Below are 26,643 nucleotides of genomic sequence, written 5' to 3'. Positions count from 1 at the left end.
TTCAGATCGCGTGAGCCGAACGGACCGCCTGCTCGCAGGCGGCGCGCACGGCGTCCTGCGCGCCGGGCCGGCTCTGGCATCCGATGCCGATCCGCACGTCGCCGTCGAGCAGCACCGCCCACCGGACCTGGTGAGCCGGACGCACTTCGCGGTAACTCACCGCGGTCCGCCCGGCCATGGCACCCGACGCATTGAAGTCGACGAACACACCGGCCGGCTCCGCGGCGATCGCCCGCTGCAGACGCTCGGCGGTGCCGGCCAGCGTCTCCCCGGGCACCGGGGACTGCGTGAGGTGTAACGCCACCTCGGGGTCGGTCGGCGACGTGACTTTGATCCGCGCCGAACCGGGGCCGCCGACGACCCGTTGCGCCGACCAGTCGGCGGGCACCGTCATTGCCACGCGGCCCTCCACGAGCACCGTCGTGGGCGTGCTCTGCGTCGGCGTCGGGCGGTGGGCGGGGCCCAGAGCCGGGACTGCGACGGCCACTAGCGCGAGGACGACCGCGGCGCCGACGCGCGCAGTGGGGCGCGGCGGGGCGGGTTTGGCCGGTTGGTCGGCCGGGATCGCCGCGGCGCGGCGAGCCAGTCGAAGCAAGCGCGCGTCGTCGACTTCGACGACGGTTCGCCCGGGGCTCAGCGCGGCGGTGAGCGAAGCCGCGCGGCGCCGGGCGGTCGTGACGGTGCTCGGCACATCGATCACGACCGCGCCGGCCGCGAGCAGGTCCGCGATCTGCTCGGCGGCCGCCGGGTGTGGCACCGCGACGACGCCTGCTCCGGTGACCGCCGTCAAGTGCTCGGTGATCTCGACGACTGCTGCATCGGGTGCGGCGTGCCTGAGCAACCAGGACCGTGGACGCGTGTGCACAGCGATGCCCAGGGTGACCACAGCTGTTGTTACGCGGCTGACCCGTGCTGTTGACCACCACGACGGGTGTATGACGAGCATGCCGTCCGGGTGCCCGCCGGCCAACTCCTGCAGGACGCTTGACCACAGCGACGCGACGGCGACCGGGGTCTCGTCGACCAGCGTCACGTCGTCGTCGATCGCGGCGAGCGCGGCGTCTGCTTTCCCATCCAAACTGTCTGCTACACAACAGATTCGGCGGATCACGTCCGGGCCGGTCTCGACCACCGCGCGATGCGCGCTCACGCGGGCGGGCTCCAGCACACTTGCACGACGCGCTCCTCGCCCGACTTGGTCGTCAACACCCCGCGACCTGGCGGCAGCGGGCCTGAACAACTCGGTCCCAGCAGGGCGCCGTCGTCCGGAGCGGTGCTCATCACCAGCCCCGTGCAACCGAACTCGCGCAAGCCGGCAAGCAACGGCTCGAACAAGGCGCGCGCCGCACCGCCGCTGCGTCGGGCCACGATCAGGTGCAGGCCCACATCGGACGCGTACGGCAGGTAGTCGAGCAGCGCCGAGAGCGGGTTGCCGGCCGTCGTCGCGACCAGGTCGTAGTCGTCGACGACGAGGTAGACGTCCGGGCCCGACCACCACGACCTGGTCCGCAGTTGCGCCGGTGTGACATCCGGCGGTGCCATGCGCTGCCGCAACAGGGTCAGCAGGTCGGCCACCACGACCGAGAGCGCCGCGGGCGACCCCGCGTAGCCGCTCAGGTGATCCGTTTCGGCGACGCCGAGCAAGGTGCGTCGGTAGTCGACGATGACAAGCCGCGCTTGGGCGGGGGTCGTGGTACGGATGATCTCGCGGCACAGGGCACGCAGAGTGGACGTCTTGCCGCACTCGCCCTCGCCGAGCACCAGCAGATGCTGGTGACGCTGGAAATCCATTGCCACGGGCCGCAATCGGCGTTCTTCGATGCCGAGCACGATGTGGGTCGCCAGTTCCTCCCCCGCTGAACGCACCACGGCTTCGTGCTCCACCCGTTCGGGCAGCAGCGGTATCGACGGTGCGGCCAATGCGGAGTCGCGACAGGGCAACTCGATCCCGTCCAGCTCGGGTCGGGCGATCAGCATCTGCAGCCCGTCATGTGACAGGCCACGGCCCGGCCGGCCTAGGGGAACCCGCTGTGCCTGCTTGCGATCCAGTGCCGAATCCGCCGGATCCCCCAGCCGCAACTCGATGCGAGTCCCAATCTGGTCTTTGAGGGCGGGTCTGATCTCGGCCCAGCGCGTCGCGGACAGCACCACATGCACGCCCTGCGAAAGCCCCTGCGCGGCAAGCGCGGTGACGGGGTCTTCCAATGCGGGGAACTCCTGACGCAGCACCGCCCAGCCGTCGATCACCAGGAACAGCGCCGGCAACTCACCAGCGTCGCCGTGCTGACGGCGGAAAGCCTCGCGGTCGTGCAGGCTGGCCTCGAGCTCGGCCACCATGCGCCGGACCAGATGGCGTTCGGCTCGGCCCGCCACCGTGCCGACGTGCGGTATTTCCCCCAGCGAGGCGAGCGCTCCACCACCGAAATCCAGGCAGTAGAAGTGCGCGTCGGCGGCATCGTGCGTAGCGGCCAGCGCCATGATCAGTGTGCGCGCTGCGGTCGACTTCCCCGATTGCGGGCCGCCCACGATCGCGACATTGCCGGCCGCGCCGGCCAAGTCGACCGTCAACGGTGTTCGGCGCTGTTCGAAGGGTCGATCGACGATGCCGATGGGAACCGTTGCGGCCCAAACCGCCTCGGACAGCAGGTCACCCAACGATGGGGAGGCGTCCAGCGGCGGCAGCCATACTGGGTGCGCGGGCGGCCCCTGTGCGGCCAGCCGGCTGAGCACGGCTCGCAGCACGGTCGGCCCGCAGGCCGGTGTCCGGCGGAACGGCTGCGCGGTCTGGCTGGTGAACAGTCGCACCTCGGGGGTAGTCGTCTCGGGCGCCGGTGCCGGAAGCGCCGTGGAGACGACCGCGGCCTGGAAGCGGACGGGCTGGCCACCCGGGGGCTTGAGCAGTCCCGCACCTGGCGTGTTGGGCAATTCGTAGGCGTCGGTGCTCCCCAGCACGCTTCGCGAATCGCTGGGCAATAACGTTTTGAGACACAGCCGATAGGACAGGTGGGCTTCCAGCCCGCGTAGCCTTCCCTCGTCGAGGCGCTGACTGGCCAGCAACAGGTGCATGCCCAGCGACCGGCCCAGCCGGCCGATGGCGACGAAGGTGTCCGCGAAATCCGGTTGCTGATGCAGCAATTCGGAGAATTCGTCGACGATGATGAACAATGTCGGCAGCGCCGGTAACGGCGCCCCGCCGCGTCGGGCTTGCTGGTATGCCGCGACGCTGACGAAATTGCCCGCTGAGCGCAGTAGGCGCTGTCTGCGATTGATCTCTCCGGACAGCGCGTCCTTCATCCGGGCTACCAGCGGCGCTTCCTCGGCGAGGTTGGTGACGACGGCGGACACGTGCGGCGCCGAGGCCAGCTCGAAGAATGTACGACTAAGACACCCTTATAGGGCTCTCACAAATCGTGATCGGTAGAGCCACCTAAGCCAGGTCACACTCGAACAGGCACCAGCATGCAGCTCTTCAACTCGCGCGCACCACCACGAAGGCAACCGTGACCCCATCGGTAACGGTTGCCTTCCCTCTTTTCAGGGTTGAGTGACGCGAGGCACTTACCCGCAAATGACCGAAGGCGGCTCCCCTGCCAGGGAACCGCCTTCTGACTTCCAAGCCCCCTGCCAGGGGCGAAAGCACTACACCACAGAGGAGCGTACTCCTATGCGCGAAAACAGCGCAACAGAACTAACAATTTCTACCGTTCACTTACCGGTCGGCGCGCGCGCCGATAAGTGGGAGCCCGGACGACGCCTTGATCGGGATGAGACCCGTGCGTGGCGCTTGGTCCACGGCACCGAGAGGCTCGTAATTGACCACGACGCCTGCGTTCGGCTGCGGGCTGTTCAGTTCTCCGACGGCAGCCTCGATGACGTCGAGGTCACTGTTGAGCACGGTGACGATTCGTTCAATAGCGACCAGGCTCGCGAGTTTGCGGCGGCGCTGTTGGAGGCTGCCGCTGAGACGGATAAGTGGGCTGGCCGATGACTATAGATACCGGCGCGGGCTTCGACGCAATGGTGGCCACCGCGTGGAATAGCTCTGTGTGCTGCCAGACCGCACAAAGTCATCACGCCTGTCAGAACGCGGCTAGGTGGTTGGCAATTGATCACGCATGCAAGCGTGTAACGCTTTGCACCTTCCACAAGAACCGCTGGCTCTCACGAGCATGGGTCGCCATTGCCAATTCGGGCGACATCGGGTGTCCCCGCTGCACTCAACGGTTCGCAGCTCCTTATCACCGCGTCTCATTCAGGCCGCTATGACCTAGACGACCTGCATCAACCCGTAACAATTCGACGGCGCCGCGAGGTGGCAAGCTCACGGGCCATGAACCCAACTGTTTGGCTCACCGTCCAAGGCGCCGCCGAGTACTTGAAGGTCTCCACCGATATCATTCGGCGCGCCGTTAAGGCGGGAGACTTGCCTGCATACGCCATCGGTAAGGGACGTGACTATCGCTTAACTGCGGACGACCTTGATTGGTGGATGAAATCGAGAGCCTATGAACCGTAATGATTTTGTGGGCCCGTTGAGCATCGGCGCACCGGCCGGTAGAGTCGCAATCTTCCCTCCGCGGAAGTCACCACTGGGAGCACATAATGCCCAACCATCACCCTTCGCGATCATGGCGCGGCTGCGCGATGTGCAAGCCTCAGAAGCGGCGCGGCGCCGGCCGCTCATCAAAAGATCCGGTCGCAGTGAAGCGGCGTCTCGGTGTAATTCGGCGATACTCCCGTCGAACCCTCGAGCGGCGCTCATGAGCGCCGACTCGAACTCGGGCGCAGCTGCGGCCGCCATCAAGACATACAGCCTCGACGAGGTCGCAGCGATGGTGCTCCCGCCGGAGTGGACGGGCGGCCGTCGCTGGCTGGCATACCGGCTGAATCGCGGCGAGATTGGCGGATACAAGCTGGGGCGCACCTGGCGGATGACCCACGCCGACGTAGTCGATCTTATCGACCGCAGCAGCAACAATGTTGAAGCGCGGGAACGGGCCATCGACGATGGTCCACCGCTTTCGGTTATCGACGGCTTGTCGCCTCGCTCACGTCGCCGCGCCCGCAGCCCAGGTGGCCGATAGCGCCATTACAGAGATCGAAGGGAATTGGGGATGAAGGACCATGCCTGCCTGCGTTGCGGTTTCGATTGCCGTCGCGATAGCTGGGCCGAGCGGCATCCGACCGCGACCGCGGTGATCGCGGTGCCGACGATCTGGACCGTCATCAGCGTGACACTGGCGTACCCGTGGTTCTTCATCCCGGTGCTTATCGTGGCGGCCGCATGGTGGGTTGATCGCCGACAGCGTCGGCGCACGGCGATTGCGGCCCGCGCCGACTACGAACACCGAGTCCTGATTGCGCGGGAGCTAGCCCAACGAGAGCCGCGTCAACGCCGCCGTGGCGCCGATCAACGTTCACCAACACAGCCGCTTCGGAGGACCGCGTGACGCCAGACGGAAAATTGACAGAGTCGTGTATCACCGCTCAGATTCTGTATACGCAAGCGAAGGAAGCCAGAGCGTTCCTCATGCGAGCATGAGCAACAGTCCGACTACCTTCGGTGAGTACGCCGAATCATGGCTCGCGTGGCGCGATGTCAGCGGTCGAACACGCGATCACTACCGCAGGTTGCTGCGAACGCGAATCCTCCCGACGTTCGGCGATACCGCCCTCTGCGACATTAGAGTCGACGCCGTATCTGAGTGGCACGCCACCACCTCGATCTCTACCCCTGTCATGCGAATTCAGGCTTACTCGTTGTTTCGTTCGATCATGGCTGACGCGTTGACCGCCGGCTTGATTAAGGCCAATCCCTGCCAAGTGGAAGGCGTCTCGACATCCGTCCATGCGACGGAGGGGGCTGCGCCATCGGCGCTGGACATTGAGCGCGTCGCTGCAGCAATGCCGAAGGCTTATAGAACTCTGGTGTCTATGGGAGCGTGGTTAGCGATCCCGTTCAGCGAGTTGACCGAGTTGCGCCGCAAGGACGTCGATCTGGTCCGCCAGATGGTGCGCGTTCGACGGTCAGTCGGGTTGTTCCAGGGCGTCTTTCGTGTGACGACGCCCAACAGCTCTGAAGGCATCAGAGACATCGCGATCCCCGAGCCTGTGATGTCCACGGTTAAAGCCCACCTCGACGAACACGTCTATCCGGGTCGCGAGTCACTGCTATTTCCGTCGGTGAACGACTCTGACCGTCATCTATCTCCCTCCACGCTGTATCCGATGATTCGTAGAGCGTGTGTGGCGGCCGGGCGGCCCGAACTGCGTGTTTCTGACCTGCAGCGATACCGGTCCTTCGTCAGTCAGCGGCATATGACGACCGGACAAAATGGCGACTCGCTATGATGATTCCCATGTACCAGCCTCACCCGAAGCTGCATTCGGCAACACGATTGTTGCCGTAATCGCTGCTTGGGTACGCCAATTGGCAGAGCGGCCAGCCTTAAAAGTTGGTGGCTGTGGGTTCGAATCCCTCCCCAAGCATCACCGCTGGGGTAGGCAAACAGGCAAAGCCGCCAAGCTCAAACCTTGGTGTTTGTGAGTTCGAATCTCACCCTCAGCACTACCTCCTCGACGGCGAACCGTTACGTGCCTCAGCGCGTCGCACTATTCGGAGTAACAGATCCGCGAGTTGCACGACCTCGACGGCCTCGACCGGATCTGCGAAATCTACATCGCGGTGACTAGACGGATTCTTGAAAGCACCTATCGCGCCAGCGAAAAGCTCCATCAAGGCCACTCGCTCACCGGGTTCAGCCGCTGAGTCGCTGAGTGGCCCTCCCTCCGGCTTGAACGCCTCCCGCATCAGCGCAACGCCAACCTTTGAGTTGCCGAATCCGCCGGCAGCACGGACAGCGACCTCGACCTCTTTCATCGCCGCGAAGCATGCAGTCTCGTAATCGCCTGAGTTGATGAGCAGGCGCACCTTCGCCTCGAGGGCAGCATCGAGTTCGCCAGCGAGACGATCAGCGGCGAAAAGCTTCGCCAGCGCGGCGCCGTCCGCGGCTATCTCGCGGCCAAGAGTTGTCAACCGCCCCCAACCGCCTTGATTTCCCACGCGACCAAATAATCCCCGGCTCTCAATCCAGGCCACAGCGTCGGACAAGCGGTCACAGAGCACTTTGCGATCCGGCTCGTACGCGTAACCTGCTTCGGCACTGTTCAGCACATTTCCGAGGTGTACCTGATCTGGGTTTCCCGCAAGTTTGGCCAGTAGGATCATCGCCAGCCCTTCAGTCGGGAGATCTCGGACCTGCTCGGGCGGGACCGGCCCCTGCTGTCCACCAGAGAGTTGCGTCATGCGTTAAACGTAAGTAGGCAAGAGCGACTCTGGAAGCGCGGATTGGTGCTTTCTCGCTGTGCCATCTCAGGCGGTACCGTTTGACAGCATGCTTCAGTGGATCAAGGACTGGGCGCCGATCCTTGGAACGATCGGCGCTTTACTTGGAGTAATCATTACCGTCGGTCGAGCCAGGAATACCTATACTCACGGCCTCATCGAAAAGCGGAAAGATCACCAAAGAGAGCTGATTGCTGACCTGATCGCTAACACGCGGCAGTGGTGCGATGGGGCAGAAATCGTCAATATGGCGATATGCAAAATGACCGCGACGGATCTTATTGAATACGCGGATACCGACAGCGTCCGCAATCAAGGCGAGTTGGCCAAAGCAGTGCGCATCGGATTGATAAAATCTTTATGTGAAATTGGTGACAGCCGGATTCTACCGCTGGTCGCAGAACTGGAACTGCAATATCGCGGGGTAATGGAGGGAGATGACGCGGCGCCGTTGTTCAATCCGAACGCCGCAGGTGAAGCTCGATTCGCAGCATTGAAGATTGTACTACAACGGATCTGGGCGGTCGCACGCACTTGCAGCAAGTTGCAGATTGCGGCGATCGAAGCGCTTCAAGTAGAGATCGATTCAATCCCGTTTAGACGGCGACTCTGGAATTGGTTGCGTGGGGCCAACGTGGTTAAGGCCGAAGCCATCGTTAAGCACTATTGAGCGGGTCAGAACAGGCGGGGGTCCGTGCTGGTCTGCCTCGGGCCTCGGCGACGCTCGCGCCCAGAGCGAATGCCTTCTATCGCCTTCTCTATGTCTACATGTCTGAAACCCGTGCGAGTCGCAGCGATGATGAGTGGCCCGTGGCGGTCGACGAGCGACTCGATGTTGCGCCACTGCGGAATTACGATGCCAAGCTGGCGCGACGGGGTACCGGCGTCGCTACCGGTCAGCGTCACCAGGCGCAGTTGAAATTCTTGTACCAGTTGAAGCAAGCTCAAGTGGTTTTGAATGTCGGCGTCGCGGGTGATCGCGACCCAGCCCCGGCTGGCGACGATCGGTATCCATTCCCGGTCGGGAGTTTTCGTCTCGCGAACAATGCATTCGCCGCGAATGTGTCGTTTGATCTTCTTGCCTTTGTCGCCTGGGAACGTGCAGTCCGGCCGTAGCGCACACACGACATGGGCGAGGCCGAGAATATCGGCGTCGAAGTAGAAGCGGACCTCTGCGTCCTTCACTGTCACCGCCTGACCCGAAATCAGTTATCCTCAGGCAGGTTTCGACTCAAGTTCGTATGCGACCGCAAGTTCAACGTCACGAACTGTGATATCAAACTGCTCAGCAATTTCGTCGTAGTCGTAACCATCGTCTGAATATTCCTTCAGCACAGATGTGCTGATCCCATCCACCGACGGCCGACCAAAGCGGATGTCCGGATCGATGACAACAGGCGACGTCTGGCCTTTTGGTCGCCACAACACAGCCTCGTCACGCTCGAATTCGACTCGATCGAGGAAGTCCTGCGCTGCCGGCAGCGGCAGCACCAGCTGACCGTCGGTCGGGGCATAGAATAGCCAGTACTTTGGCGACAATCCGCTAGCAGCCTGCGCTTCAAGCAGCAACCGTCCATTCATCGCCCAAGGACGTTCGTGTGCAAGCGGATACGGCTCACCAGTTTTATCGCGGAGCATCGCGATGAATTGGCGGACCTCTTCAAGCGTGACGTTGTGAGCACGATATTGACCCAACAGGCCGGCCTCGACGAACTCGGCCCAGGTGACCGTTCGTGATCCGGTTGGTGCTGGACGGATTACCGGCTGATACGTGTGGCCGCTGCGAATGGTCTTACCCTCGAGCCAGTAGTTGAGGGTCTGCTGAGGCACCCGCAGTAACCGTGCAGCCTCGGCTTCCGAGTACATCTCACGGTCGAGAACCGACGCTCCGGCTGGCATGTCGCGATTGTTCCAGACATCGGTGACGCCGTTCAGAGTATGCCAAACTGTGTTTGACCTGGGATGTCAGCGAAACACACGGAAATGTCGTCGGCGCGGTGTCACAACCCCACACTGACAGATACCTCGTAGCGAGTAGCTAACATCTTTGCGAGCGGAGGCAGCCGCGAGTCGACCAAGCTCGGCAAACGCAGGTCAACGATTTGCGCTGTTGAGCCGCGCAACTCACCGAAGCGCCCATAATTGACCAACCCCTGGTGAACCCAAAAGTTCGGTGCCAGATACTTGACCGCATTTTCTACGCGCACCCGCCCGACCACAACGAGAGGCGCCAGCTCGTCGCCGCGGTGATTCGCTAGCCACGTCGCGGCCCTGGCGCAGGTATCACCGAGCGTGAGATCAGCGTGGACCCCGCAGACACAGCCTGGCGCCGGCGGCTCATGCATCTGCTCGCATTCCGCACGGAACTCTTTCGTCGACCACCGATGAATCCGCGTCCACGTCGCCACAGGCGAGCAAAGCAAATCAAACTCGTTGGAGCAGAGTGCCCAGAACCGCCAACCGTAAGCAGCTGCGCCTCCGTCCTGCCCCGCAGGACTCGACACCAACTGCTGCACTGGCATATTCAGCCCGGGCGCCTGACCGGCACCACTAGGTCGTCAGAGTGCACCACGAGGACCACCCATTTCCCGTGTTGACCTTGCAACCCATCTATCGCTTCCGCGAGCCCAGGCAGAGCGTCGCCCAAATCCGGAAACTCGGCACGTCCGAGGTGACGGCACCACCCCGGCAGCGGCACCGGATCACCAGCCTCCAACGCATGCAGTATCAGCGAATTCCTCGGCTGCCCATAACCCGGTGGGCACGGATCACCGCGGCGGCCGGCCTCCGTGAACCGCCAACGCGGGTCTGGCTCGGTCACCCGCTCGTGCTCGAAAATCCGCGCGTAAAGACCAGGAACCCTAATACCCGGCCCGCAAGGACCACCGCCCCTGGCCGCGGAGTCGTCATCGCTAAACCAGGGCACTACGACTCCGTCCTCCACCGCACATTCGCCGCATGCCGCGCTTTGCGCGTCCTGACGCTCGGCGCCGCCTCTGCCGGCATATCCACTTTCACACGCCGCAACATGCGATCGATCGACGCCTCAAGCAACCGAATCTCGGTCGATATCTTCAGCTTCTCCTTGACTGTCTCCGCGCGCCCGTACAACCGCTTCAACCCGGCCTTGCGGTCAATTTCATCGCAAACCATGCCCACAACAGCAGCCTCAGACGGGGTAAAAGCGACCGTCCGGCCGTGCCGACGCGACGCCACCGCAAGCTGCGACTCCAACTCCGCCAACAACTTCCGCGACTCAGCCGACCTAGCCATGCCAAACCGGCCTTTGCACCGGCCCAAAACCCTGCAATTTATGCATGCAGGCAGCAAAAGTTGCAGAACTGCACGGCGCTCGCCCTTGGGGGTAGGGACCACCTAGACCCCCTACCCGGGGGGCAGTCTTGCTGACGTGCGCGGCGGCTCGGGCAGGCCGCGGTCGGCGGTGAGTGCCTTGTGGTCGTTGCATTGTTGGCAAGCTCCCCTGCAATTGAGCGGGTCTGTTGCGAGGTCGGGTCGCTGTGCGGCGGGGATGATCTTGTCGACGACGGTCGCGGTGCCGGTGCAGATGCCTTCGTAGCGGATCTGGCAGCGGTATTGGTCGCGCTTGAGGATGGCGGGTTTGATGCGTTCGCGCCATTGTCGTGTGCCGGTGATGCGGCTCGATGCGGTGCGTTCGCCGGCCCATGATTCGGTGTGTTCGTCGCAGTATCGTCGGTTGCGGATGAGGTTGTCGCATTTGCCGTTGTCTCCTGGGCATCGTCGCGGTGCTCGTGGCATGTGGTTGGGGTTAGGGGAATGGGATGACGGCGATTCGGCGGTTTGCGGCAGTCCCGGTAGCGCCAACCGATTTGTACTTCGCCTTGAAGGTGGTCGATCCGGCGGCCAGTCCGGTGAGGAGGAAAGCAACGCCACCACCAATGGTGTAGAAGCTGCCTGTGATTCTCTGACTATCGGACGCCGCTTGAGAGTTCGCGCCTGACAGGGCGAACCCCATCGAAGCGACACCTCCGGATGCAGCCGCCGAGATGTCGGCGCTGAGGAACACCAATGCTTTTCCGCTGGAACCGATGTTGACCGTCACCTGGTCTGTTGTGGTGGCGAGGTCGGTGTAGGTCGTCGATGAGGTTGACTCGCTGGTGGCGACGAAAGCTGCGGTAGCCCCGTTGACGATCGCGTTGATGGCGGCGTCGATGGCGTTCGCGTCCGCCGCCGCGAATTGGCCGCCGGTCGCGAAGTTCGTTGGTAACGAGAAAGCCACGCTTGCTCCTTATTTGAGGGTGAACGGGAATACTGAGGCGGCGAGTCGGTCGTCGCCGTTCGGCGTCTGCTGAGGCTGTACGCCGTGATCAGGTGAGTCGGCCTGTTCGATGCGGATGTCGTTGTCTTCCATGGTTTCTCCTAAGCGAGGTTGAAGGGGAAGGTGTATGGAAACTGCGTATTGTGAACAGCACCGACCATCCCGATGCTTGGTGTCAGCGCCAGGGTGAACGCCGCACGGTTGATTCCCGACATCGTGATGGTCGGCGACAGTGACAGGCTGGCCGTGCGGGCGTAGCGTGGGCGGGCCATCATGCCGATCGCCGGGGCCAGTGACAGCCCGGCGGCGCCCGGGTAGGCGCGGCGCACAAATCCGAATGCTGGTGTCAGCGAGAGGTTCAGCCCAGCATGCATGTGGGAGCCGGCGCCCATGCCTATCACCGGGGTCAATGTCAGGCTGGCCTTGGCTGATCGGACGCCGTGGGCTACCAGTGTCGGAAACAGTGACAGCGTGAAGGTTCTGCGGACCTCGGGCCACCAACCGAGTGCCATATCAGATCTCTCCTAGTTCGTTGTGGCGCGCCCATTCAGCGCGGAGGTGCTCGAGGTTGTCGACCATCATCGACAGGTTGGCGATGACGGCGCGGACTTCGTCGACGGTGAACGCGATCGAAAAGTGGCCAACTCGGGCCGTGTTGATGAGCAGCGACAACAGTTCTTCGCCGCCGTGTTGCTCGTAGATGACGTCAACTTCTGTCGGCCCGACTGAGATGGTGTCGTCGGGTGCGTGAATCAAGCGGGCGGTGCTCACCGGTCCACCGTTCGTCGAGTCGTGTTGGCGGCGGCCGGGCGCAGGTACGCGACGAAAGGATGTCCGTGGTCGTGGACACCCTCGGCGGCCGTCGCCTGGCTCATGTCAGTCGGCGCTTTCGAGTGCGATGACTCGGGTTTCGAGGCTGTGGATCGCGTCGAGGATTCGCCGCATTGTCGTTTCCAATGGGACTGGATAGATGGCTCCGGAGAATCCGGTTTCGCGGAGCCAGGTGTCGCGGATGGCTGCGGTGAGTGGCGGTAGTCCGCTGGAGTCCACGCGGCTGCTGTCGAAGGTGTCTGGACTGTCAGGCATTGGAACCCCTCTGTGCTGGTTGGTGCGGGTATTAGAAGATCGCTGCGATGGGTGTTTTGTCGCCGATGTTGGATGGATCGAGATTCGGCGATCAACTTCATCGCCTCGTGAGATCGGGTGTTGACCTCGCCATGGCCGGCGCCTGGTCCATCTTCAGCCCACCACCTGCTGCGCTATGAGGTGCGGCAATGGCGTGGCAGGCGAGTTGGTGAAGTGTTCGCGGAGTTCATCCGGTGTCGGGCACCACATTCCTGAATCGCTGCGGGTGAACCAGACAAGTCGCTCGACTGGGTCTGCTGGCCATGGGTAGGTGGCGTCCAGGATCACGCCGTGGTCGTTGCGGCCGCCTCGCCAGTTCGGGGCGATCGCGGCGATATGCCGGTGAAAGTAGACGCGCGCTTCGGTGCTCGTGACTGCGGGATCTTGGTCGCCGCACCGTAGTTCGTCGAAGAAGATGGTGGTGCAACCGCGGTACAGGCGGAGTTGGACGGCGCGGATGTCGGCGTATTCGTCAGCCATGTCGGCTATCGCCTTCCAGGCCGCGGTGGCCAGTGGTCCGGATGCGATGGCGGCGGCTGCGGTGTTCACGTCTTCACCGAGTTCGGCTACGGCGTCGGCGAGCCGGTCGACGAGGTCATCGAATTGCGCTGCCAGTGCGGCGATCAGGTCGGTAGCGCGGGTTTCGATCAGGTCGTAGATCTCGTCGCGGGCATTCCGTTCCAGATCTGCTATGACGGCGAGCCGGCTCTCATGATCGCTCACTGCGCGTCGGCGGGCGACCTCGGCTTCCATCCATTCATCGGATATCTCGTCCACGGTGGTGGGCCAAGCCGCGGCCGCGGGCGTGGCTCCGCGGGTTGCTACAGCAAGCTCACGGGCACGCGCGGAGATGGCCACCAATATCGGGCATTCCGGGATAACCTCGCTGAGAAGTTTTCTCATCCGAGGGCTCGACTCCGCGAAGATCGCGACCTTGTGTCGGGGTGGCAGTGGTGCGGTCATTTGATGGGTTCGCCTTTCTCGTCGATGTAGCCGCGTCGCCACAGCTCGGTGAGCACGCCGTCGCTGGGGAACGGGCTGCGTCGTCCGTTGCGATCTCTCTGAATCTTGTTCGTTTCTTCAAGGGCGCGGTGGAGCTCGGCGTCGTCGATGCTGGGCGGGCTCATTGGATGTAGCCGCGGCGCTTGGCCTCGGCCAGACCCTCGTTGCGGCCGGTACCGATGCGCCCGGACTGCTCAACCTCATTGGGCAGTGGTATGTGGGATTCCGGGTTGGGTGGTCTCACTTCGGCGACAAGCTGGTTCCACTCATCGTCGCTCAGGCTCCGGAGATGGTCCCGGAATGCTTCTGCAATGCCCATTTCGCCTTTCCTGCGCGTACTCGATCACGGTTGACCGTTTGAAAACCATTCGGCCGCCGACGGTCTCGCCGTCGAGGTCTGAGCGGAGGCGGCGCACCTGTCTGGTCGACAGGCCCAGCAGATGCGCCGCCTCCTTGGACCCGACATGGAGATCCGACTCCAATCCTTCACTGTCGGTGCAAGATTCATGTCCGCTAGGGGACATTTCGCTGGTCAGGGACGCAAGGTTGAATCGCTGGCCGAGTTGATGCATCCAGGGCGGCACGCAAATCCCCGCACGCCGGCGCCGATCGATAGTCTCGACCACGCAATACAACGCGTACTCGATGTCGTCGCCGGACAGGTTCATGGTGACAACTCGCTTTCTGAGAAGAGGGTGCGTGCGCGAATTAGTTTGTCCGCGTTTGTCCACCCGGCTGTTGGGACCCCTTTTAGGGGTCCCAACGGGTGGACAAATAGGTGGACAAGGTGGACAAAGGGTGGACAAGGTGGACAGATTCATTGGCTGGCCGCTTTGTAGAACGGCCGCTTCTCGGTGCCGGTGTTGACGAGGTCGCCGCTTCTGACGAGGTCAGATAGGGCGCGGTGGAAGGTTGCGGGCGGCATGTCGGCGATGGTGCGAAGCTCAGCTTTGCTAGCCCCGGTGTCCATGAAGTAGTGGACAAAGGTGGACAAGAGCTTGTCTGCGCGCTCTGTTTGTCCACCTGTGCGGTGGACAGATATGACGCACGACCCAGTGCCCTCAATGGGGTCGAGTCTCAGCCGGTGAATGTCACTGAGCGGTCCGTCTTTCCGCTTCTCTCTGCTGAGAACTATCGCGCCGTCGTCTTCGTCGTGGAGTACGGCGTACACCGTGTCTGCGCCAGCCTCGAAGACTGATGAGCCGCGAAATGTCTTGCCGTCCTTTCCCGCATGATGAACCCCCAGCACGGTGCCGCGGCCGCCTGGGGTGTGCTCTCTGACGCGGTGAAGGATGTCGACGACGAGGCCACAGTCCTTCGCGCTGTTTTCGTCGGCGCCGACCATGCAACGAGAGAGGGTATCCAGTTCGACGAAGTCGTAGCCGTTCCAGCTCACGATCGCGAGAAGATTCGCGACATCTACTGCGCGGGTCAGGTTCACCGGTTGGGGCAAGATATGAAAGGCGTTATCTGGAACTGTCAGCCCCCACCCTGTCTCCCAGGCGTCGGTACGTCCCCTTAACCCGAATGCGCCTTCGGCGGCAACGTAAAGGACGCGGCCGCGCACGCTGGTTCGGTTCTGCCAGCGCCGTTGGGTGGCGACCGAAAACCCCCAGTCCTGGGCGATGAAAGACTTCCCTGTACCCCACTTGCCGTAGAGGAGCGCAACCGTCCCTTTATCGAGAACGCCAGCGATAAGTGGCTCCGGGTCCGGAAGTGCGCGCAGTGCTGAACGGCAAAGCAACCTGTCGGCGTACGCCGGCTGTTCGGCTACGCCGATAAGGCGGCCACTCTCTCGCGATCGTGACCGCGACCATTCAGGCTCGAGCGGCCCGGGATCGTCCAGTGGCCAGTCGGGCTCGACAGCCTCAGACGAGATTGCACCGCCACTATTCCGCGCGACTGCATCGAGCGCACGCGTCCTAACGTCGGAGGAATCGGTCACGCGACAGCACCGCCTGTGAGTGTCCACACTTGTTCGGCGAGAGCACGATCATCACCGCCGCGGCGCCAAAGTGCCTTCAAAACCTCAAACTTGAGCATCGGTACTTGGCCAGTAGCCAATAGATGGCGCGCGGCGTCGCGTCCGGCGTCGATCATTCTCTCCGAAAGAGGCGGTTCCGAGCAGCGGCACGGCCACGGATCAGGACATCCGCAGTCCAGTGGAGCCACCCGTTGTGACGCGTCGCGGCGCCGACGTAGTTGGCCGGCGGTATCTTGCGGGTGCTGCCGAGTGCATGGCATGCACATGGGCCGACCAGGCGGTACACTCTTCATTACTGCTGCTGTTTGGGATGCCGCCTCGTTGCCCGCGGGGCGGCTTTCTCGTTCTGGCGGGCTGCTCACACTGCACCTCCGACTCGTAGCAGTGCGGCGATGCGGTCGAGCTGCTCGCCGCTGAGCGGGGGTGCTTGGGCGAGTACACGATTGACGTGCTCTTCGAGACGGAGCGCACGTAGATTGCGGCGGGCTTCTGTGAGTTCTGGGTCGTCGGCAGGTCGCTCGCCATTGTTGATAGCGCGGGTGAGTGAGGCGACTCGGGCGCGTTCATGCGTCCATGACATCGGAAAAGCCTCCTGGGAAGGGGTGATTACCCCTCCCGCTGAGGAGGCTTAATTCGGTGGATTACCCCGCCACCGCCCAGGGGGAACCTGCTAGGTCCTTCTTGATGCTAACAGGGTTAGCATGCGCAACGGGACAGTTGGAACTTCGCGTGTCTCGCCTAACTCGAGAAGTACGCGCACAGCTGCGTCGAGCACCCGCTGCATATCGCCGTTCTCCTTGAACTCCAACCTTTTGTCGGGGCAGAGGTTGCATGCCACGTCGAAACGGTAACCATCACGTTCAGGATCGTCATACAGGCCGGTACGGCTCGGGCCACACGGGTCTAGGCGCCATGCGCCTTCGTCATCACGGGTGAACACCCAGGTGCTTTTCTTTCCGGGACTTTTGGGATGGTCGTCGCAGATGACCTTGAGCGTGTTGATTGAGCGGCGTTCGGTCATGGGACTTACACCTTCCACCCGATGTCGACGTAGTTGGGATCAAATCGGCGCAGACCGCGCGGCGATCGGTTGACGGTCACTGTCAGCAGTTGGTCGATCACCTTGCCGCGGATATCAGGTGCTGTTACCGCCCAACGCTTCTCCAAACCAAAGCCACTCTGCGAGCCGTCCACAAGAGTACTTACCGGATTGCCTCGGGTCGCAGCCGCGAGTTCAGACTCCAACGCGTCAATGTTGTTGGCCAACTGGGTGGTTCCACGTTTGAGCTGGGGCGCCGTAATCGAACCTTCGGCGAATAGACTCGCCAGTTCGTCCATGCGTACCCGCAGTGCTGTGCGCTGCGCATGCAACCTGGCCACGTCCACGTCGGCGGGCTCGATCAGCTTCTCGATGTCAGTCCGCGATAACCATTCGACGACGATCGCGTCGATGTACTTATCGAGCGCTTCGCCCTGCCGGCGGACATGCCTCTGCGTACACGAGTACGCCCGTGGCCTTGCCCCGGCGGGAACGAAGTGAACTAACGCGGCACCGCATACGCCGCAACGGTAGACACCGGACCCCTGATATTTTCGTTCGAAGCCAACGTAGTTGATTCTCGTCGGGTCACTCAGATAGGCAACAATTCCGTGGTGAGTGTCCTCGTCGATCAGAGCCTTCCACTTCCCCGGACCGACTATTTTGCCTTGATGCACCACCAGTGCCGCATACCTCGGATTCATCAGCACGCGCCGAACCATCGGCGATCGCCATGTCGTCGCGCTGCCCGTCGTTCGCGGCCCACATTCGTTCCACTCGCGCGCGACTGCGCGCACGCTTTTACCGGCCAAGACGTCGGTGATCGCTTGCCGGATCGCTGACGCCTCCGGCTCAAGGGGAGTGCCGTCCATTGTGTAGCCAAGAGGGCGGCGCGCAACGACCCACTGCCCGCTCGCAGCTCGCTGTACGTTGGCGCGTTTGCGCCGTTCACTGCTGTGTTCGCTCTCCTGCCTTGCGACCGAGCCCAGGATGCGTGCAACCATCCGTCCGGCACTCGTCGAGAGGTCTAGGGTCCCGCCTTGAACAGTGCGAATCTCGATCCGCTTGGCGTCAGCAAGCTCGATGACCCGTTCCAGGTCGCGCATGTTGCGGTAGAGCCGGTCGGTATGCCAGCACAATAGGGCGTCGAATTGCCCGGCCGCCATTGCCTTGAGCATCGCTTCGAAACCGGGCCTCGTCTTACCGCTGTAAGCCGAAATGTCATTGTCGTCATAGGTTGTCGTGACGTTCCAACCCTGCTTGTCAGCCAACGCTTGGCAGTCTTCGAGCTGCCGTGCAACCCCTAAGCCGCGGCCGGTCTGGTCGTCGCTGATGCGTGTATAGATCGCTGCGCGCACCCCTGCAGCATAACGTGTACTTGTTGACTTTCCTTGTCGAGGAAGGTGGCGCCGCCTTTGAAATCGACCAGCAGTAGGTTCAGCACCGCTGGGGAGTTGCGGGCCATCATGCCCAACGCCACGGTCCGCAACAATTCGGATTTGCCCGAGCCGGTGGCGCCGACGCACAACCCGTGTGGACCCATGCCGCCCTCGGCGGACTCCTTGATATCCAGCTCGACGGCCATACCCTCGGGGGTCAACCCGATTGAGACGCAGAGCCGGTCGTCTTGTTCCTCCCACAGGCTGGAGTGCACACCGCCACGCGCACTGGGTATGTGTGCGGCCAAGCGGCGGGCACACACCACCGCGTCCAACACACTCATCTGATCCGGGCAATCGAGCGTCTGGGTCTGATCCGGGCGCCGGATCGTCGGCGGTCCGCCCGGCACGCCCACCCTGAGGATGGCCCGTCCGGTGCGGCAGTCGTCATGCTCGTCAGAGTCCACGATCACCACCGCGGCCGACGCTGCCTCGCCGAGCACGAGGTGCGCCTGCTCCAGCGTCGAGAACACCATCGGGGCGGGATCGGCCGCAGCGGTGGCGACCGGACCTTGGTTGTGCGGCAACCACTTCAGCCAGTCCCACTCCGCGCGGCTGCCCTCACAGACCACCGCGGCGATCAGCGCCTGATCCGGTGCGTGCAGCACGGCCAGCTGACAGACCATGGCGCGCAGTAATGCGCGCACCGTGGTCGGATCCCCGTCGATCGTCATCGGGCCGTCGAGCGGGATCGCGATGGGCGCGTCGACCAACGTGGAATGTGCGCGCAGGAACCGGCGCAACGCGGTGTCGGTCACCGGGTCCGGGCGGCACGCGGGCGTTCCTGGAGGAACCGTCAACCGGGTGGCCAACGGTCGACTCCCACGGCCGACCCGCACGTGGTAGAACTGCGGGTCACCCGGCCGCCGCGCCCACATGCGCGCTCCGCCGATCAACGTCCACAACGTGTACGGGTCGGGATGCGCGTCGGCCAGCGAAACGTGTTGCGCCGTGGCCAGGTCGGCGACGATGCCGCGCAGACCACTGAGGTAGTCGAGGTAATCGAGTCGATCGGCGACGATGTCGTGACGGCCCCGGCCGCCCAACACACTCACCAGCAATGAACCCAGCATCATCGCCGGAAACGCCAGAAAGGTCGGGCTGCGCGCCACCGGCGAGCCCGACGCCAACGCTGCCGCCATCACCCCGATCGTGGCAACCGACATGCCGACGGGCACCAACCGCAGCAGCACACCCGAGGGCACCGACCGGGGCACCTCCGGCGGTGCGGTCACCTCGATTTCCGTCGGTCGTTCCATGACGATCGACGACGTTAGGGAGGCCCACTCGGCGGGCGCAACTCACCTGTGGATAGCCGCACAACTGTCATATCGGACTCCGATTACTCTGCCGAGCAATGAGATTAGAGACAACAGATCACGGTTTGCGGCGCGTTTGCATTCATGCCGGAGCTGTCGCCGCGGATGTCTGTGTGCCCGCCGCGGTACCTGTCGCTACCTTGATTCCCGCGCTCGTCGACCTGCTGGGTGACCAGTGCGGGCAGCCGCCGAGGTCCTACCACCTCGCCCCGTTGGGCGCCGCTTCACTGCCGGTCTCGACCACGTTGGCGCAAAACGATATTCGCGATGGCGCGGTGTTGGTCCTGAGCCACGAGGTCAGCAGGCCGCCGACCCCACGCAACGACGACCTCGCCGAGACGGTGTCGACCACACTCGTACACAAAGACATCCGCACCGCCACCCGGCTCGGCGCGGCCGTGACGGCGGGTGTCACCACCGCGGTGGCTGCGGTGATTGTGGTTCTGCACGGGCCGGCGGTGCAAAGCGTCGGCGTAACCGCAGCTGTCGCCGCCACCACCGCCGTCATCGTCCTGTCACTGGCCGGGGTCGCCCAGCGGACGTATCGAGAGTCACTGGCCGCACAAACGCTGGCTCTGATCGCCGTCGTCAACGCCGCCGTGGCCGGGTTCGTGGCCGTTCCTGGGCCGCCGAGCCTGCTCAATGTGCTGCCGGCCGCGACGTCGGCCGCGGTCGCCGCCCGGCTCGCCGCTCGGTTAATGCGCTGCGACACGACAATTTTTAGGGCAGTGACGGTCTTTGCAGCGGTGACGGCGCTCAGCGCACTGACGGGTGTGCTTACCGAAGCGCGGCCGCCGACGGTGGGGGTGCTGGGTGCGCTGGGCTCGTTGGCCGCACTCGAGCTGTCGCCGCGCATCGCCCTGGTCGCCGCGAGGTTGTCACCGGCCGACGACCAAACTCTCGCGGAAGCTGTTACCGAGAAAGTGGTGCGCGCCGACCGCTGGCTCACCTGCCTGTCCGCCGCGTTCTGCGCCTCGGCCGCAGCCGGCGCCGCCGTCGCAGCGCTCAGCACACCGCGGGGCCTCACCTTGTCGGGCATCACCGGCGCCCTCTTCTTGCTGCAGACCCGAAACAGGAGGCAGTCTCTGGTGTTTGCCGTCACCGGAACCGTCACGGCCGCAGCGACCTGCGCCCTTGCCGCCATGCGCGTGCCCCACCACAGCCCGTGGATCGCGGCGTCGGCCGCCGTGCTGAGCGCGCTGGCTATGTACCTCGGGTTCGTCGGACCCGGGATTCCACTGTCGCCGCTGGCACGGCGCAGTATCGACGCACTGGAATGCCTGGCGTTGATCGCGGTAGTCCCGGTGAGTTGCTGGGTCAGCGGCGCCTTCGACACCGTGCGCGCTCTTCACCTCGGATGAGCACGGCCGGCACACGTGCCTCGCGCCTGGGCGCAGTTGCGGTGATCACGGCGCTGGCCCAGTGCGGCACACCGTCGGCCTACGCCGTATCCCCACCCCCGATCGACGAAAATCGCCTTCCCGCAACGGCATTCCCGGCCCCGTCGCGACCGACCGTGCAGCGCGAGACGTGCACCCCAGCGCCGGCCGCGACAGCGACCCCGGACCCGCCGGCCCAACTGACCGGCTTGGATCTGCCGCGCGTCTGGCAACTGACCCGTGGCGCCGGTCAACGGGTCGCGATCATCGACACCGGAGTGTCGCGGCATCGGCGGCTGCCCAAGCTGATCCCCGGAGGTGACTACGTGTTCACCGGCGACGGCACCCAGGACTGCGACGCGCACGGCACCCTGGTCGCCGGAATCATCGGCGGCGCGCCCGATCCCGGCACCGACCCGTTCAGCGGCGTGGCACCCGATGTCACGCTGATCAGCATCCGTCAGTCCAGCGCCAAGTTCGCGGCCCAGGGACACGGCAGCGGCGTCGGTGACGTGGACACCATGGCCAAAGCCGTTCGCACCGCCGCGGATCTGGGCGCATCGGTCATCAACATCTCCTCGGTGGCGTGCGTTCCGACCGCGACCGCGTTCGACGACCGCGCCCTGGGTGCCGCGCTCGCCTATGCGGTCGACGTCAAGAACGCCGTCGTGGTCGTCGCGGCGGGGAACACCGGCGGCGCGGCGCACTGCCCGCAGCAACGGTCCGACGCCACCCGCGACACCGCCACCGTGATCGTCAGCCCGGCGTGGTACGACGACTATGTCTTGACCGTCGGGTCGGTGAACGCCGCGGGAGCACCGTCGACGTTTACCCTCGCCGGGCCGTGGGTCGACGTGGCAGCGACCGGTGAGGCGGTGACCTCGCTCAGTCCGGTCGGTGACGGCCTAGTCTGCCGCGTTGGGAACGAACCGATTTCGGCGACCAGTTTCGCCGCGCCGGTGGTCAGCGCGCTCGCCGCGCTCATCCGCGCCCGCTTCCCGACCTGGACCGCGCGGCAGGTGATGCACCGCATCGAAGCGACCGCGCACCACCCCGCGGCCGGGTGGGATCCGCTCGTCGGCAACGGCACGGTGGATGCCATGGCCGCCGTCAGCACCGAGACCGAACCCGCCCACCCGCTACCTGCGACACGGCCGATCAGCACACCTTCCGCGCCGCCCCCACGACGGGCCTCGGCGGACCGCGGCACCGCCGTCGGCGGCGCGGCGATCGGCCTCGTGGTGTTGGCGCTGATTGGGGTTTCCGGTCGATTACGGCGTCGCGACGACGTCGCGGGCCACTGAGGCCTGCTCCCGGCTCAGTTCGGGTCCGGCGGGCAGCGTCGCCAGGATCGGCCATGGCGCCGGGACCGGTGCTGCGGACATACCGAGATGATGTGCGGCTTCGTCGTCGTGGACCGGGAACCGGGCACCGGTGTCGGTGACGAGGTACCGGCTGCCGGTGCCGTCCCCGGACAGATTGCGGGCGACCACATAAGCGCTGCGGCCCGGCGGAAGGTAGAACGCGTCCACTGCCGGTCCGCGGCCGTCGGCCTGGGTCAAGGTGACCGGCTGGTGCGCGAGCGGCGGTCCGTTGCCCGCCGAGATTGCGCTCTCGGCGGCGCCGGCTCGGGGCGACGTCCACGTCACACACAGCGTCGCCGCGTCCGCGATGTCGGGTGCCCGCTCGGGGAAGGTGGACACCGGCAACGTCTCGACCACCGCCGCGGCGCGGATAACTTCGGGCGCCACGGTGACGATGTCGGCGCTGCCCCGCGAATTGCCGCGCAACAGATCGGCGGTCACCTGACCGATGCGCTGCACGCCGTTGCCCAGCACGACGTAGTAGTCCTCGCCTTGCGCGCGTGTGATGCGCAGCACAGTTCCCACCGCGACGCCGGCGAGCCCCGACGCGCTGCGCCCGGCTACCGCGCTGATGGCCGGAGCGGTGATGGGCGGCGCCTCGGGGATGCTGGCGAGCAAAGGCTGAGACACCGGTCGCGGAGTTCGTCCGTCGAGCCGCAGCGCCCGCACCACGGCCCGATCCGCGAGATTCACCACCGCCCGATGCCCCCGGTAGAGCAGATAGGCCGGCGCACCGGACGCCGGCGCCACCAGCACGGCCTGCTCGGCGCCCAGGTGGTCAACCGCCGCCGCACCGACCAGCACCGTAGTGGTCGGGTCGCGTGTGCTGTCACAAATGGTCCACGGCAATCCCGGGCCCGGCAGCGGCGCATCGATGCTGGCGGGCGCTCCCGGGATGCCTAGCAGCGAACCACGACTCGTGCCACGCAACTCCGAGGCATGCACCGGCCTGGGATCGGCGTTCGTCGCCGCGATCAACCGGGCCGATGCCAGATTGAGCACCGGATGCCAGGTCTGGCCGACCCGCACATACAGCGCCCCGGACTCTTGGCTCAGCACTATTCGCGCGTCACCGAGGCCGGTACGCGGCTGCCACACCGCCAGTGCGGCGCTGCCGGCCACCAAGACGGCCGCCACCACACAGCCGATCGTCAACGACACCGAGTGCGCGCGGCCCAGGCTCCCGGGATCCCGACCGAGCAAAGCCGCTTCGAGGCGCCGAACCAGTAAACGGTGACCGCTGACGTGCAGCCAAGTCGTCCCCTGCCGCGACACATGACCCCCACGAGTCCTCGAATCGGCCCCCACGTTAAGGCGCCCACGCAGCGCAGGTCACCGCTCATCCACAGGTTCGGAAATTTTTCCCGGTCGGCCACTGTGGGTAAAATTTTCGGGATGTTCCAGCTCCGCATCCGCCGCCTGGCCGGTCGGGCCGGCCTAGGCGCCGCCGCACTGGCCGCCGCCGCCGTCGGAAACCCCGCCGCGGCCGTTCCGGTGGCGTCGGCCGCCGACTGCCACGACGCCGAGGTCGTGTTCGCGCGGGGAACCAACGAGCCGCCTGGCATGGGCCGCGTCGGCGACGCGTTCGTCGACTCGCTGCGCCAACAGACCAACGGCATGGACATCGGCACGTACGGGGTCAATTACGCCGCCAGCAAACTGCAGTTGCACGGCGGCGACGGCGCCAACGACGTGATCAACCATGTCAAGCAGACGGTGTCCAACTGCCCGAACACCCAGATCGTGCTGGGCGGCTACTCGCAGGGCGCATCGGTGATCGACATCGTCGCCGGCGTGCCGATCGGCGGAATCAGTTGGGGCAGTTCGCTACCGCCCGAATACGCCAGCAACATCGCCGCGGTCGCCACCTTCGGTGACGTCGCCGACCGCGCCGGCGGGGCGGTGCCCAACGCCAGTCCCCTGTTGGGTTCCAAGGCCATCGACCTGTGCAACCCGCAGGACCCGATCTGTCACGCGGGGGCAGGGAACGAATGGAGCGGCCACACCGAGGGTTACGTCCCCGCCTACACCACCCAGGCGGCCACGTTCGTGGCCAGCAGGCTGCTGGCCGGGTCCTCCTCGCACCTTCCCGGGCAGAGCCCGCTGGTGCCCGGATTGGGTCCGCAAGTGCCGCAGTCGCCGGGCACCGCACCGATTCCCGGTCTGGGCCCGCAGGTCCCGGGAACGCCTGTGCAGGGTCCGGGTTCGGTTGTCGCGGTGCACTGACGCGCTGTCAATAACCCGTAATATCGCGGCATGAGATCGATCGGGCGAAAACTCTGCCCTTCGGCGGCCGCTGTGTTGATCGCAGCGGCCGCAATGTTCATCTCGGCCCCGCACGCCCCGAGAGCCGTGGCGGCATCCTGTCCCGATGTCGAGGTGGTCTTCGCCCGCGGAACCGACGAGCCGCCCGGCCTGGGCCGGGTGGGCGCGGCGATGGTGAGTTCGCTGCGCCAGCAGAGCAAGAAGAACGTCGGGGCATACGGCGTGAATTATCCGGCGAATAAGGACTTTCTGGCCGCCACCGACGGCGCCAACGACGCCAGCGACCACGTGCAGCACATGGCCAACAATTGCCCCGAAACCAAGCTGGTGCTCGGCGGGTATTCACAAGGCGCCGCGGTCATGGACATCGTCACCGCCGCACCGCTGCCCGGCTTGGGTTTCACCGCGCCGTTGCCGGCCGACGCGGCCGATCACGTCGCCGCGGTCACCCTGTTCGGCAACCCGTCTGGGCGCGCCGGTGGCCTGATGAACGCGCTCAGTCCCCGTTTCGGCGCCAAGATCCTCAACCTGTGCAACCAGGGCGATCCGATCTGCTCCGACGGCGACCAGTGGAAAGCCCACTTGGGCTACGTGCCGGGACTGACCAACGAGGCCGCCAACTTCGTGGCGGGTCGGCTTTAACGGGTCCGCAGATCCCGGGTGATCAGCACCCGCGACGCCAGCTCGTCGTCGGGCGGGTAATCCACCCCTACCATCGTCAATCCGTGCGGCGGCGCGGCCGCGAAGTCACTGGAACGTGCAGTGGCAGAGAGCAATTCACGGCACCACTGCGCCGAACGCCGGCGTTCGCCGACCACCAGTAGCGCCCCCACCAGTGAGCGCACCATTGACCAGCAGAACGCGTCGGCGCTGACCTGCGCCGTGACGAGATCCCCGTCTCGTGACCAATCCAGCCGCTGCAACTCGCGGATGGTGGTGGCGCCTTCGCGATGACGGCAGAACGCGGCGAAGTCGTGCAGGCCCAGCAGGTCCTGCGCAGCAGCCGACATCGCCGCCACGTCCAGCTCCCGCGGCCAGGCGGTCACATAGCGGGCCTGCTGCGGCTCGACACCGTAGGGCGCCGTGGATAGCCGATAGACGTAGTGCCGGCGCAGGGCGGAGAAGCGGGCGTCGAAACCTGAAGGGGCGCGGGTGATGTCGATGACTCGGACGTCGGCGGCCAAGAACCTCGCCAACCGCCGTACCAGTGGCCGGAATTCGGGGTCACCCGGTTGAGCCGAGCGGGAATAGGCGTGGGGCACCGCTTCGACCGGCACGTCGGCGTGGGCCACCTGGCCGGTGGCGTGCACGCCGGCATCGGTGCGCCCCGCCGCACGAAGCCGCACCGGAACGCGAAAGACGGTCGTCAGCGCCTCATCGAGGACGCCGGCGACCGTCCGCTGTCCCGCTTGCGCGGCCCAGCCCGCGAAATCCGTTCCGTCGTAGGCAATGTCGAGCCGCAGACGGACAACTGCACTAATTCTCCGGAGCCTCGTCGGCTTCTTCGACGCCCGCCTGCGGCGTGGCAGCGGCCGCCTCGGGCGTGGCCTCGGTGTCTGCCGCGGTCTCCTCGGCTGCCGAATCGTCCACGGCCTCCGGTTCGACCGACGCCTGCGGCGCCGCGGCCGCCGCTTCCGGAGCCGCCTCCGACGCCGCAGCCTCCGGCGCGGCCTTCTTGGCCGGTTTGGCCCGCCGCGCCCGATCCGCTTCCGAGGTCACCGTCTTCTCCCGCACCAACTCGATCACAGCCATCGGGGCGTTGTCGCCCTTGCGTGGCTCGACTTTGATGATGCGGGTGTAACCGCCGTTGCGGTCGGAGAAGAACGGCCCGATCTCGGCGAACAAGGCGTGCACCACATCTTTGTCCCGGATCTTCTTGAGCACCTCACGCCGATTGTGCAAGGTGCCCTTCTTGGCGTGGGTGATCAGCTTCTCCGCGTACGGCCGCAACGCCCGCGCCTTGGGCTCAGTGGTCTTGATCCGGCCGTGCTCGAACAACGAGGTAGCCAGGTTGGCCAACAGCGCCTTCTGGTGCGAAGACGACCCGCCGAGGCGAGGGCCCTTGGTGGGCTTGGGCATTGGAGA

Annotated in this window: 30 protein-coding genes, 2 tRNA genes and 1 pseudogene; 10 read left to right on the top strand and 23 right to left on the bottom strand. The window is 64.9% G+C overall.

What is annotated here, in order from left to right; translation table 11 throughout:
- Position 1: 1 nt before the first annotated feature.
- From A9W95_RS19745 to A9W95_RS19735, 3 genes and pseudogenes are all read right to left on the bottom strand, one after another.
- Positions 2–1,150 carry a type VII secretion-associated protein gene (locus A9W95_RS19745; RefSeq protein ID WP_067416632.1) on the bottom strand — a complete coding sequence of 383 codons (1,149 nt, stop codon included), beginning with the start codon at positions 1,148–1,150 and terminating at the stop codon, positions 2–4.
- Positions 1,147–3,375 (bottom strand): annotated as a pseudogene (eccCb, locus tag A9W95_RS19740) (type VII secretion protein EccCb); the annotation flags it as partial. The pseudogene eccCb and the gene A9W95_RS19745, both read right to left, overlap by 4 nt.
- A 334-nt stretch (positions 3,376–3,709) precedes the next feature.
- Entirely contained in the window at positions 3,710–3,895 is a 186-nt protein-coding gene (locus A9W95_RS19735; RefSeq protein WP_067416567.1) for a hypothetical protein, read from the bottom strand.
- Between the two features lie 435 nt (positions 3,896–4,330).
- Between A9W95_RS19735 and A9W95_RS28455 the strand changes: the two genes are divergently transcribed.
- From A9W95_RS28455 to A9W95_RS19705, 5 genes are all read left to right on the top strand, one after another.
- Positions 4,331–4,516, top strand: coding sequence for an excisionase family DNA-binding protein (locus tag A9W95_RS28455; RefSeq protein ID WP_067416563.1), 186 nt, complete (start codon positions 4,331–4,333; stop codon positions 4,514–4,516).
- Positions 4,517–4,760: 244 nt separating this feature from the next.
- Positions 4,761–5,084 carry a hypothetical protein gene (locus A9W95_RS19725; protein WP_067416560.1) on the top strand — a complete coding sequence of 108 codons (324 nt, stop codon included), beginning with the start codon at positions 4,761–4,763 and terminating at the stop codon, positions 5,082–5,084.
- A 454-nt stretch (positions 5,085–5,538) separates the two neighbouring features.
- On the top strand, positions 5,539–6,351 hold the full coding sequence (locus A9W95_RS19715; protein WP_082983208.1) for a site-specific integrase: 813 nt from the start codon (positions 5,539–5,541) through the stop codon (positions 6,349–6,351).
- A gap of 64 nt (positions 6,352–6,415) precedes the next feature.
- Positions 6,416–6,489: transfer RNA gene (locus A9W95_RS19710), tRNA-Leu, on the top strand.
- A 5-nt stretch (positions 6,490–6,494) separates the two neighbouring features.
- Positions 6,495–6,568, top strand: a tRNA-Leu gene (locus A9W95_RS19705).
- Here the strand turns inward: A9W95_RS19705 and A9W95_RS19700 are convergent.
- Complete coding sequence (locus A9W95_RS19700) at positions 6,569–7,306, bottom strand: TIGR02391 family protein (RefSeq protein ID WP_067416551.1); 738 nt, start codon at positions 7,304–7,306, stop codon at positions 6,569–6,571. It abuts the tRNA gene before it with no gap.
- 88 nt (positions 7,307–7,394) lie between these two features.
- Between A9W95_RS19700 and A9W95_RS19695 the strand changes: the two genes are divergently transcribed.
- Positions 7,395–8,015 carry a hypothetical protein gene (locus tag A9W95_RS19695; protein WP_067416548.1) on the top strand — a complete coding sequence of 207 codons (621 nt, stop codon included), beginning with the start codon at positions 7,395–7,397 and terminating at the stop codon, positions 8,013–8,015.
- 5 nt (positions 8,016–8,020) lie between these two features.
- Here A9W95_RS19695 and A9W95_RS19690 read toward each other — a convergent pair whose 3' ends face one another.
- The 16 genes from A9W95_RS19690 to A9W95_RS19630 form a co-directional block, all read right to left on the bottom strand.
- Entirely contained in the window at positions 8,021–8,536 is a 516-nt protein-coding gene (locus A9W95_RS19690) for a hypothetical protein (RefSeq protein ID WP_156746299.1), read from the bottom strand.
- Positions 8,537–8,560: 24 nt separating this feature from the next.
- Positions 8,561–9,244: a DUF433 domain-containing protein gene (locus tag A9W95_RS19685; RefSeq protein WP_067416543.1), complete on the bottom strand. Its 684-nt coding sequence runs from the start codon at positions 9,242–9,244 to the stop codon at positions 8,561–8,563.
- A 1,026-nt stretch (positions 9,245–10,270) separates the two neighbouring features.
- A complete protein-coding gene (locus tag A9W95_RS19675) occupies positions 10,271–10,588 on the bottom strand; it encodes a hypothetical protein (protein WP_156746298.1) in 318 nt (105 codons plus the stop codon).
- A gap of 141 nt (positions 10,589–10,729) precedes the next feature.
- On the bottom strand, positions 10,730–11,122 hold the full coding sequence (locus A9W95_RS19670; RefSeq protein WP_067416537.1) for an HNH endonuclease: 393 nt from the start codon (positions 11,120–11,122) through the stop codon (positions 10,730–10,732).
- Between the two features lie 10 nt (positions 11,123–11,132).
- Positions 11,133–11,603 (bottom strand): hypothetical protein, encoded by a 471-nt coding sequence (locus A9W95_RS19665; RefSeq protein WP_067416535.1) that lies wholly within the window; start codon positions 11,601–11,603, stop codon positions 11,133–11,135.
- 9 nt (positions 11,604–11,612) lie between these two features.
- Positions 11,613–11,735, bottom strand: a complete 123-nt coding sequence (locus A9W95_RS28245) for a hypothetical protein (protein ID WP_256388921.1) — start codon at positions 11,733–11,735, stop codon at positions 11,613–11,615.
- Between the two features lie 8 nt (positions 11,736–11,743).
- Positions 11,744–12,154 (bottom strand): hypothetical protein, encoded by a 411-nt coding sequence (locus A9W95_RS19660; protein WP_067416530.1) that lies wholly within the window; start codon positions 12,152–12,154, stop codon positions 11,744–11,746.
- 1 nt (position 12,155) lies between these two features.
- Positions 12,156–12,413 carry a hypothetical protein gene (locus A9W95_RS19655; protein ID WP_067416527.1) on the bottom strand — a complete coding sequence of 86 codons (258 nt, stop codon included), beginning with the start codon at positions 12,411–12,413 and terminating at the stop codon, positions 12,156–12,158.
- A 105-nt stretch (positions 12,414–12,518) separates the two neighbouring features.
- Entirely contained in the window at positions 12,519–12,728 is a 210-nt protein-coding gene (locus A9W95_RS26975) for a hypothetical protein (protein WP_156746297.1), read from the bottom strand.
- A 153-nt stretch (positions 12,729–12,881) separates the two neighbouring features.
- Positions 12,882–13,670, bottom strand: a complete 789-nt coding sequence (locus tag A9W95_RS19650) for a hypothetical protein (protein ID WP_172826661.1) — start codon at positions 13,668–13,670, stop codon at positions 12,882–12,884.
- Positions 13,671–13,726: 56 nt separating this feature from the next.
- Complete coding sequence (locus A9W95_RS26970; protein WP_156746296.1) at positions 13,727–13,894, bottom strand: hypothetical protein; 168 nt, start codon at positions 13,892–13,894, stop codon at positions 13,727–13,729.
- Positions 13,891–14,088 (bottom strand): hypothetical protein, encoded by a 198-nt coding sequence (locus A9W95_RS19645; RefSeq protein WP_067416522.1) that lies wholly within the window; start codon positions 14,086–14,088, stop codon positions 13,891–13,893. The genes A9W95_RS26970 and A9W95_RS19645 overlap by 4 nt, the downstream gene beginning before the upstream one ends.
- 498 nt (positions 14,089–14,586) lie before the next feature.
- Complete coding sequence (locus A9W95_RS19640) at positions 14,587–15,714, bottom strand: AAA family ATPase (protein WP_067416520.1); 1,128 nt, start codon at positions 15,712–15,714, stop codon at positions 14,587–14,589.
- A gap of 709 nt (positions 15,715–16,423) precedes the next feature.
- Positions 16,424–16,774, bottom strand: a complete 351-nt coding sequence (locus A9W95_RS26965; RefSeq protein ID WP_156746295.1) for a hypothetical protein — start codon at positions 16,772–16,774, stop codon at positions 16,424–16,426.
- A 5-nt stretch (positions 16,775–16,779) separates the two neighbouring features.
- Positions 16,780–18,150 (bottom strand): recombinase family protein, encoded by a 1,371-nt coding sequence (locus tag A9W95_RS19635; RefSeq protein ID WP_067416518.1) that lies wholly within the window; start codon positions 18,148–18,150, stop codon positions 16,780–16,782.
- A complete protein-coding gene (locus A9W95_RS19630) occupies positions 18,096–19,466 on the bottom strand; it encodes an FtsK/SpoIIIE domain-containing protein (RefSeq protein ID WP_305799977.1) in 1,371 nt (456 codons plus the stop codon). The genes A9W95_RS19635 and A9W95_RS19630 overlap by 55 nt, the downstream gene beginning before the upstream one ends.
- 122 nt (positions 19,467–19,588) lie before the next feature.
- On the opposite strand from A9W95_RS19630, the gene eccD reads away from it, so the two are divergent.
- Entirely contained in the window at positions 19,589–20,911 is a 1,323-nt protein-coding gene (gene eccD, locus A9W95_RS19625) for a type VII secretion integral membrane protein EccD (protein ID WP_067416512.1), read from the top strand.
- The gene (mycP, locus tag A9W95_RS19620; RefSeq protein WP_067416509.1) at positions 20,908–22,233 is read left to right on the top strand and encodes a type VII secretion-associated serine protease mycosin; all 1,326 of its coding nucleotides are present in this window, start codon (positions 20,908–20,910) and stop codon (positions 22,231–22,233) included. Before eccD ends, mycP begins: the two co-directional genes overlap by 4 nt.
- Here mycP and eccB read toward each other — a convergent pair.
- Entirely contained in the window at positions 22,201–23,568 is a 1,368-nt protein-coding gene (eccB, locus tag A9W95_RS19615) for a type VII secretion protein EccB (protein ID WP_067416506.1), read from the bottom strand. The two genes, mycP and eccB, sit on opposite strands and share 33 nt — an antisense overlap.
- A 120-nt stretch (positions 23,569–23,688) precedes the next feature.
- Between eccB and A9W95_RS19610 the strand changes: the two genes are divergently transcribed.
- Together A9W95_RS19610 and A9W95_RS19605 are read left to right on the top strand one after the other, a co-directional pair.
- Positions 23,689–24,519: a cutinase family protein gene (locus tag A9W95_RS19610; protein WP_067416503.1), complete on the top strand. Its 831-nt coding sequence runs from the start codon at positions 23,689–23,691 to the stop codon at positions 24,517–24,519.
- A gap of 30 nt (positions 24,520–24,549) precedes the next feature.
- Positions 24,550–25,200, top strand: a complete 651-nt coding sequence (locus A9W95_RS19605) for a cutinase family protein (protein ID WP_067416500.1) — start codon at positions 24,550–24,552, stop codon at positions 25,198–25,200.
- Here the strand turns inward: A9W95_RS19605 and truA are convergent.
- Positions 25,197–26,087 carry a tRNA pseudouridine(38-40) synthase TruA gene (gene truA / locus A9W95_RS19600; protein WP_082983205.1) on the bottom strand — a complete coding sequence of 297 codons (891 nt, stop codon included), beginning with the start codon at positions 26,085–26,087 and terminating at the stop codon, positions 25,197–25,199. The genes A9W95_RS19605 and truA overlap by 4 nt on opposite strands.
- Positions 26,035–26,637, bottom strand: a complete 603-nt coding sequence (gene rplQ / locus A9W95_RS19595) for a 50S ribosomal protein L17 (RefSeq protein ID WP_067416495.1) — start codon at positions 26,635–26,637, stop codon at positions 26,035–26,037. The genes truA and rplQ overlap by 53 nt, the downstream gene beginning before the upstream one ends.
- Between the last annotated feature and the right edge of the window lie 6 nt (positions 26,638–26,643).

The organism is Mycobacterium sp. 1423905.2, assembly GCF_001673155.1.
Lineage (GTDB): Bacteria > Actinomycetota > Actinomycetes > Mycobacteriales > Mycobacteriaceae > Mycobacterium.
Note: the sequence above shows the minus strand (reverse complement) of the source record. Positions and strands in the feature narration are given on the sequence as shown.

Excerpts from the sequence above, each read along its gene's own strand:
- A9W95_RS28455 (WP_067416563.1), top strand. The coding sequence starts at position 4,331 with ATGAACCCAACTGTTTGGCTCACCGTCCAAGGCGCCGCCGAGTACTTG.
- A9W95_RS19725 (WP_067416560.1), top strand. The coding sequence starts at position 4,761 with ATGAGCGCCGACTCGAACTCGGGCGCAGCTGCGGCCGCCATCAAGACA.
- A9W95_RS19715 (WP_082983208.1), top strand. The coding sequence starts at position 5,539 with ATGAGCAACAGTCCGACTACCTTCGGTGAGTACGCCGAATCATGGCTC.
- A9W95_RS19700 (WP_067416551.1), bottom strand. The coding sequence starts at position 7,306 with ATGACGCAACTCTCTGGTGGACAGCAGGGGCCGGTCCCGCCCGAGCAG.
- A9W95_RS19695 (WP_067416548.1), top strand. The coding sequence starts at position 7,395 with ATGCTTCAGTGGATCAAGGACTGGGCGCCGATCCTTGGAACGATCGGC.
- A9W95_RS19685 (WP_067416543.1), bottom strand. The coding sequence starts at position 9,244 with ATGCCAGCCGGAGCGTCGGTTCTCGACCGTGAGATGTACTCGGAAGCC.
- A9W95_RS19670 (WP_067416537.1), bottom strand. The coding sequence starts at position 11,122 with ATGCCACGAGCACCGCGACGATGCCCAGGAGACAACGGCAAATGCGAC.
- A9W95_RS28245 (WP_256388921.1), bottom strand. The coding sequence starts at position 11,735 with ATGGAAGACAACGACATCCGCATCGAACAGGCCGACTCACCTGATCAC.
- A9W95_RS19660 (WP_067416530.1), bottom strand. The coding sequence starts at position 12,154 with ATGGCACTCGGTTGGTGGCCCGAGGTCCGCAGAACCTTCACGCTGTCA.
- A9W95_RS26975 (WP_156746297.1), bottom strand. The coding sequence starts at position 12,728 with ATGCCTGACAGTCCAGACACCTTCGACAGCAGCCGCGTGGACTCCAGC.
- A9W95_RS19650 (WP_172826661.1), bottom strand. The coding sequence starts at position 13,670 with ATGAGAAAACTTCTCAGCGAGGTTATCCCGGAATGCCCGATATTGGTG.
- A9W95_RS26970 (WP_156746296.1), bottom strand. The coding sequence starts at position 13,894 with ATGAGCCCGCCCAGCATCGACGACGCCGAGCTCCACCGCGCCCTTGAA.
- A9W95_RS19645 (WP_067416522.1), bottom strand. The coding sequence starts at position 14,088 with ATGGGCATTGCAGAAGCATTCCGGGACCATCTCCGGAGCCTGAGCGAC.
- A9W95_RS26965 (WP_156746295.1), bottom strand. The coding sequence starts at position 16,774 with ATGACCGAACGCCGCTCAATCAACACGCTCAAGGTCATCTGCGACGAC.
- eccD (WP_067416512.1), top strand. The coding sequence starts at position 19,589 with ATGAGATTAGAGACAACAGATCACGGTTTGCGGCGCGTTTGCATTCAT.
- mycP (WP_067416509.1), top strand. The coding sequence starts at position 20,908 with ATGAGCACGGCCGGCACACGTGCCTCGCGCCTGGGCGCAGTTGCGGTG.
- A9W95_RS19610 (WP_067416503.1), top strand. The coding sequence starts at position 23,689 with ATGTTCCAGCTCCGCATCCGCCGCCTGGCCGGTCGGGCCGGCCTAGGC.
- A9W95_RS19605 (WP_067416500.1), top strand. The coding sequence starts at position 24,550 with ATGAGATCGATCGGGCGAAAACTCTGCCCTTCGGCGGCCGCTGTGTTG.
- rplQ (WP_067416495.1), bottom strand. The coding sequence starts at position 26,637 with ATGCCCAAGCCCACCAAGGGCCCTCGCCTCGGCGGGTCGTCTTCGCAC.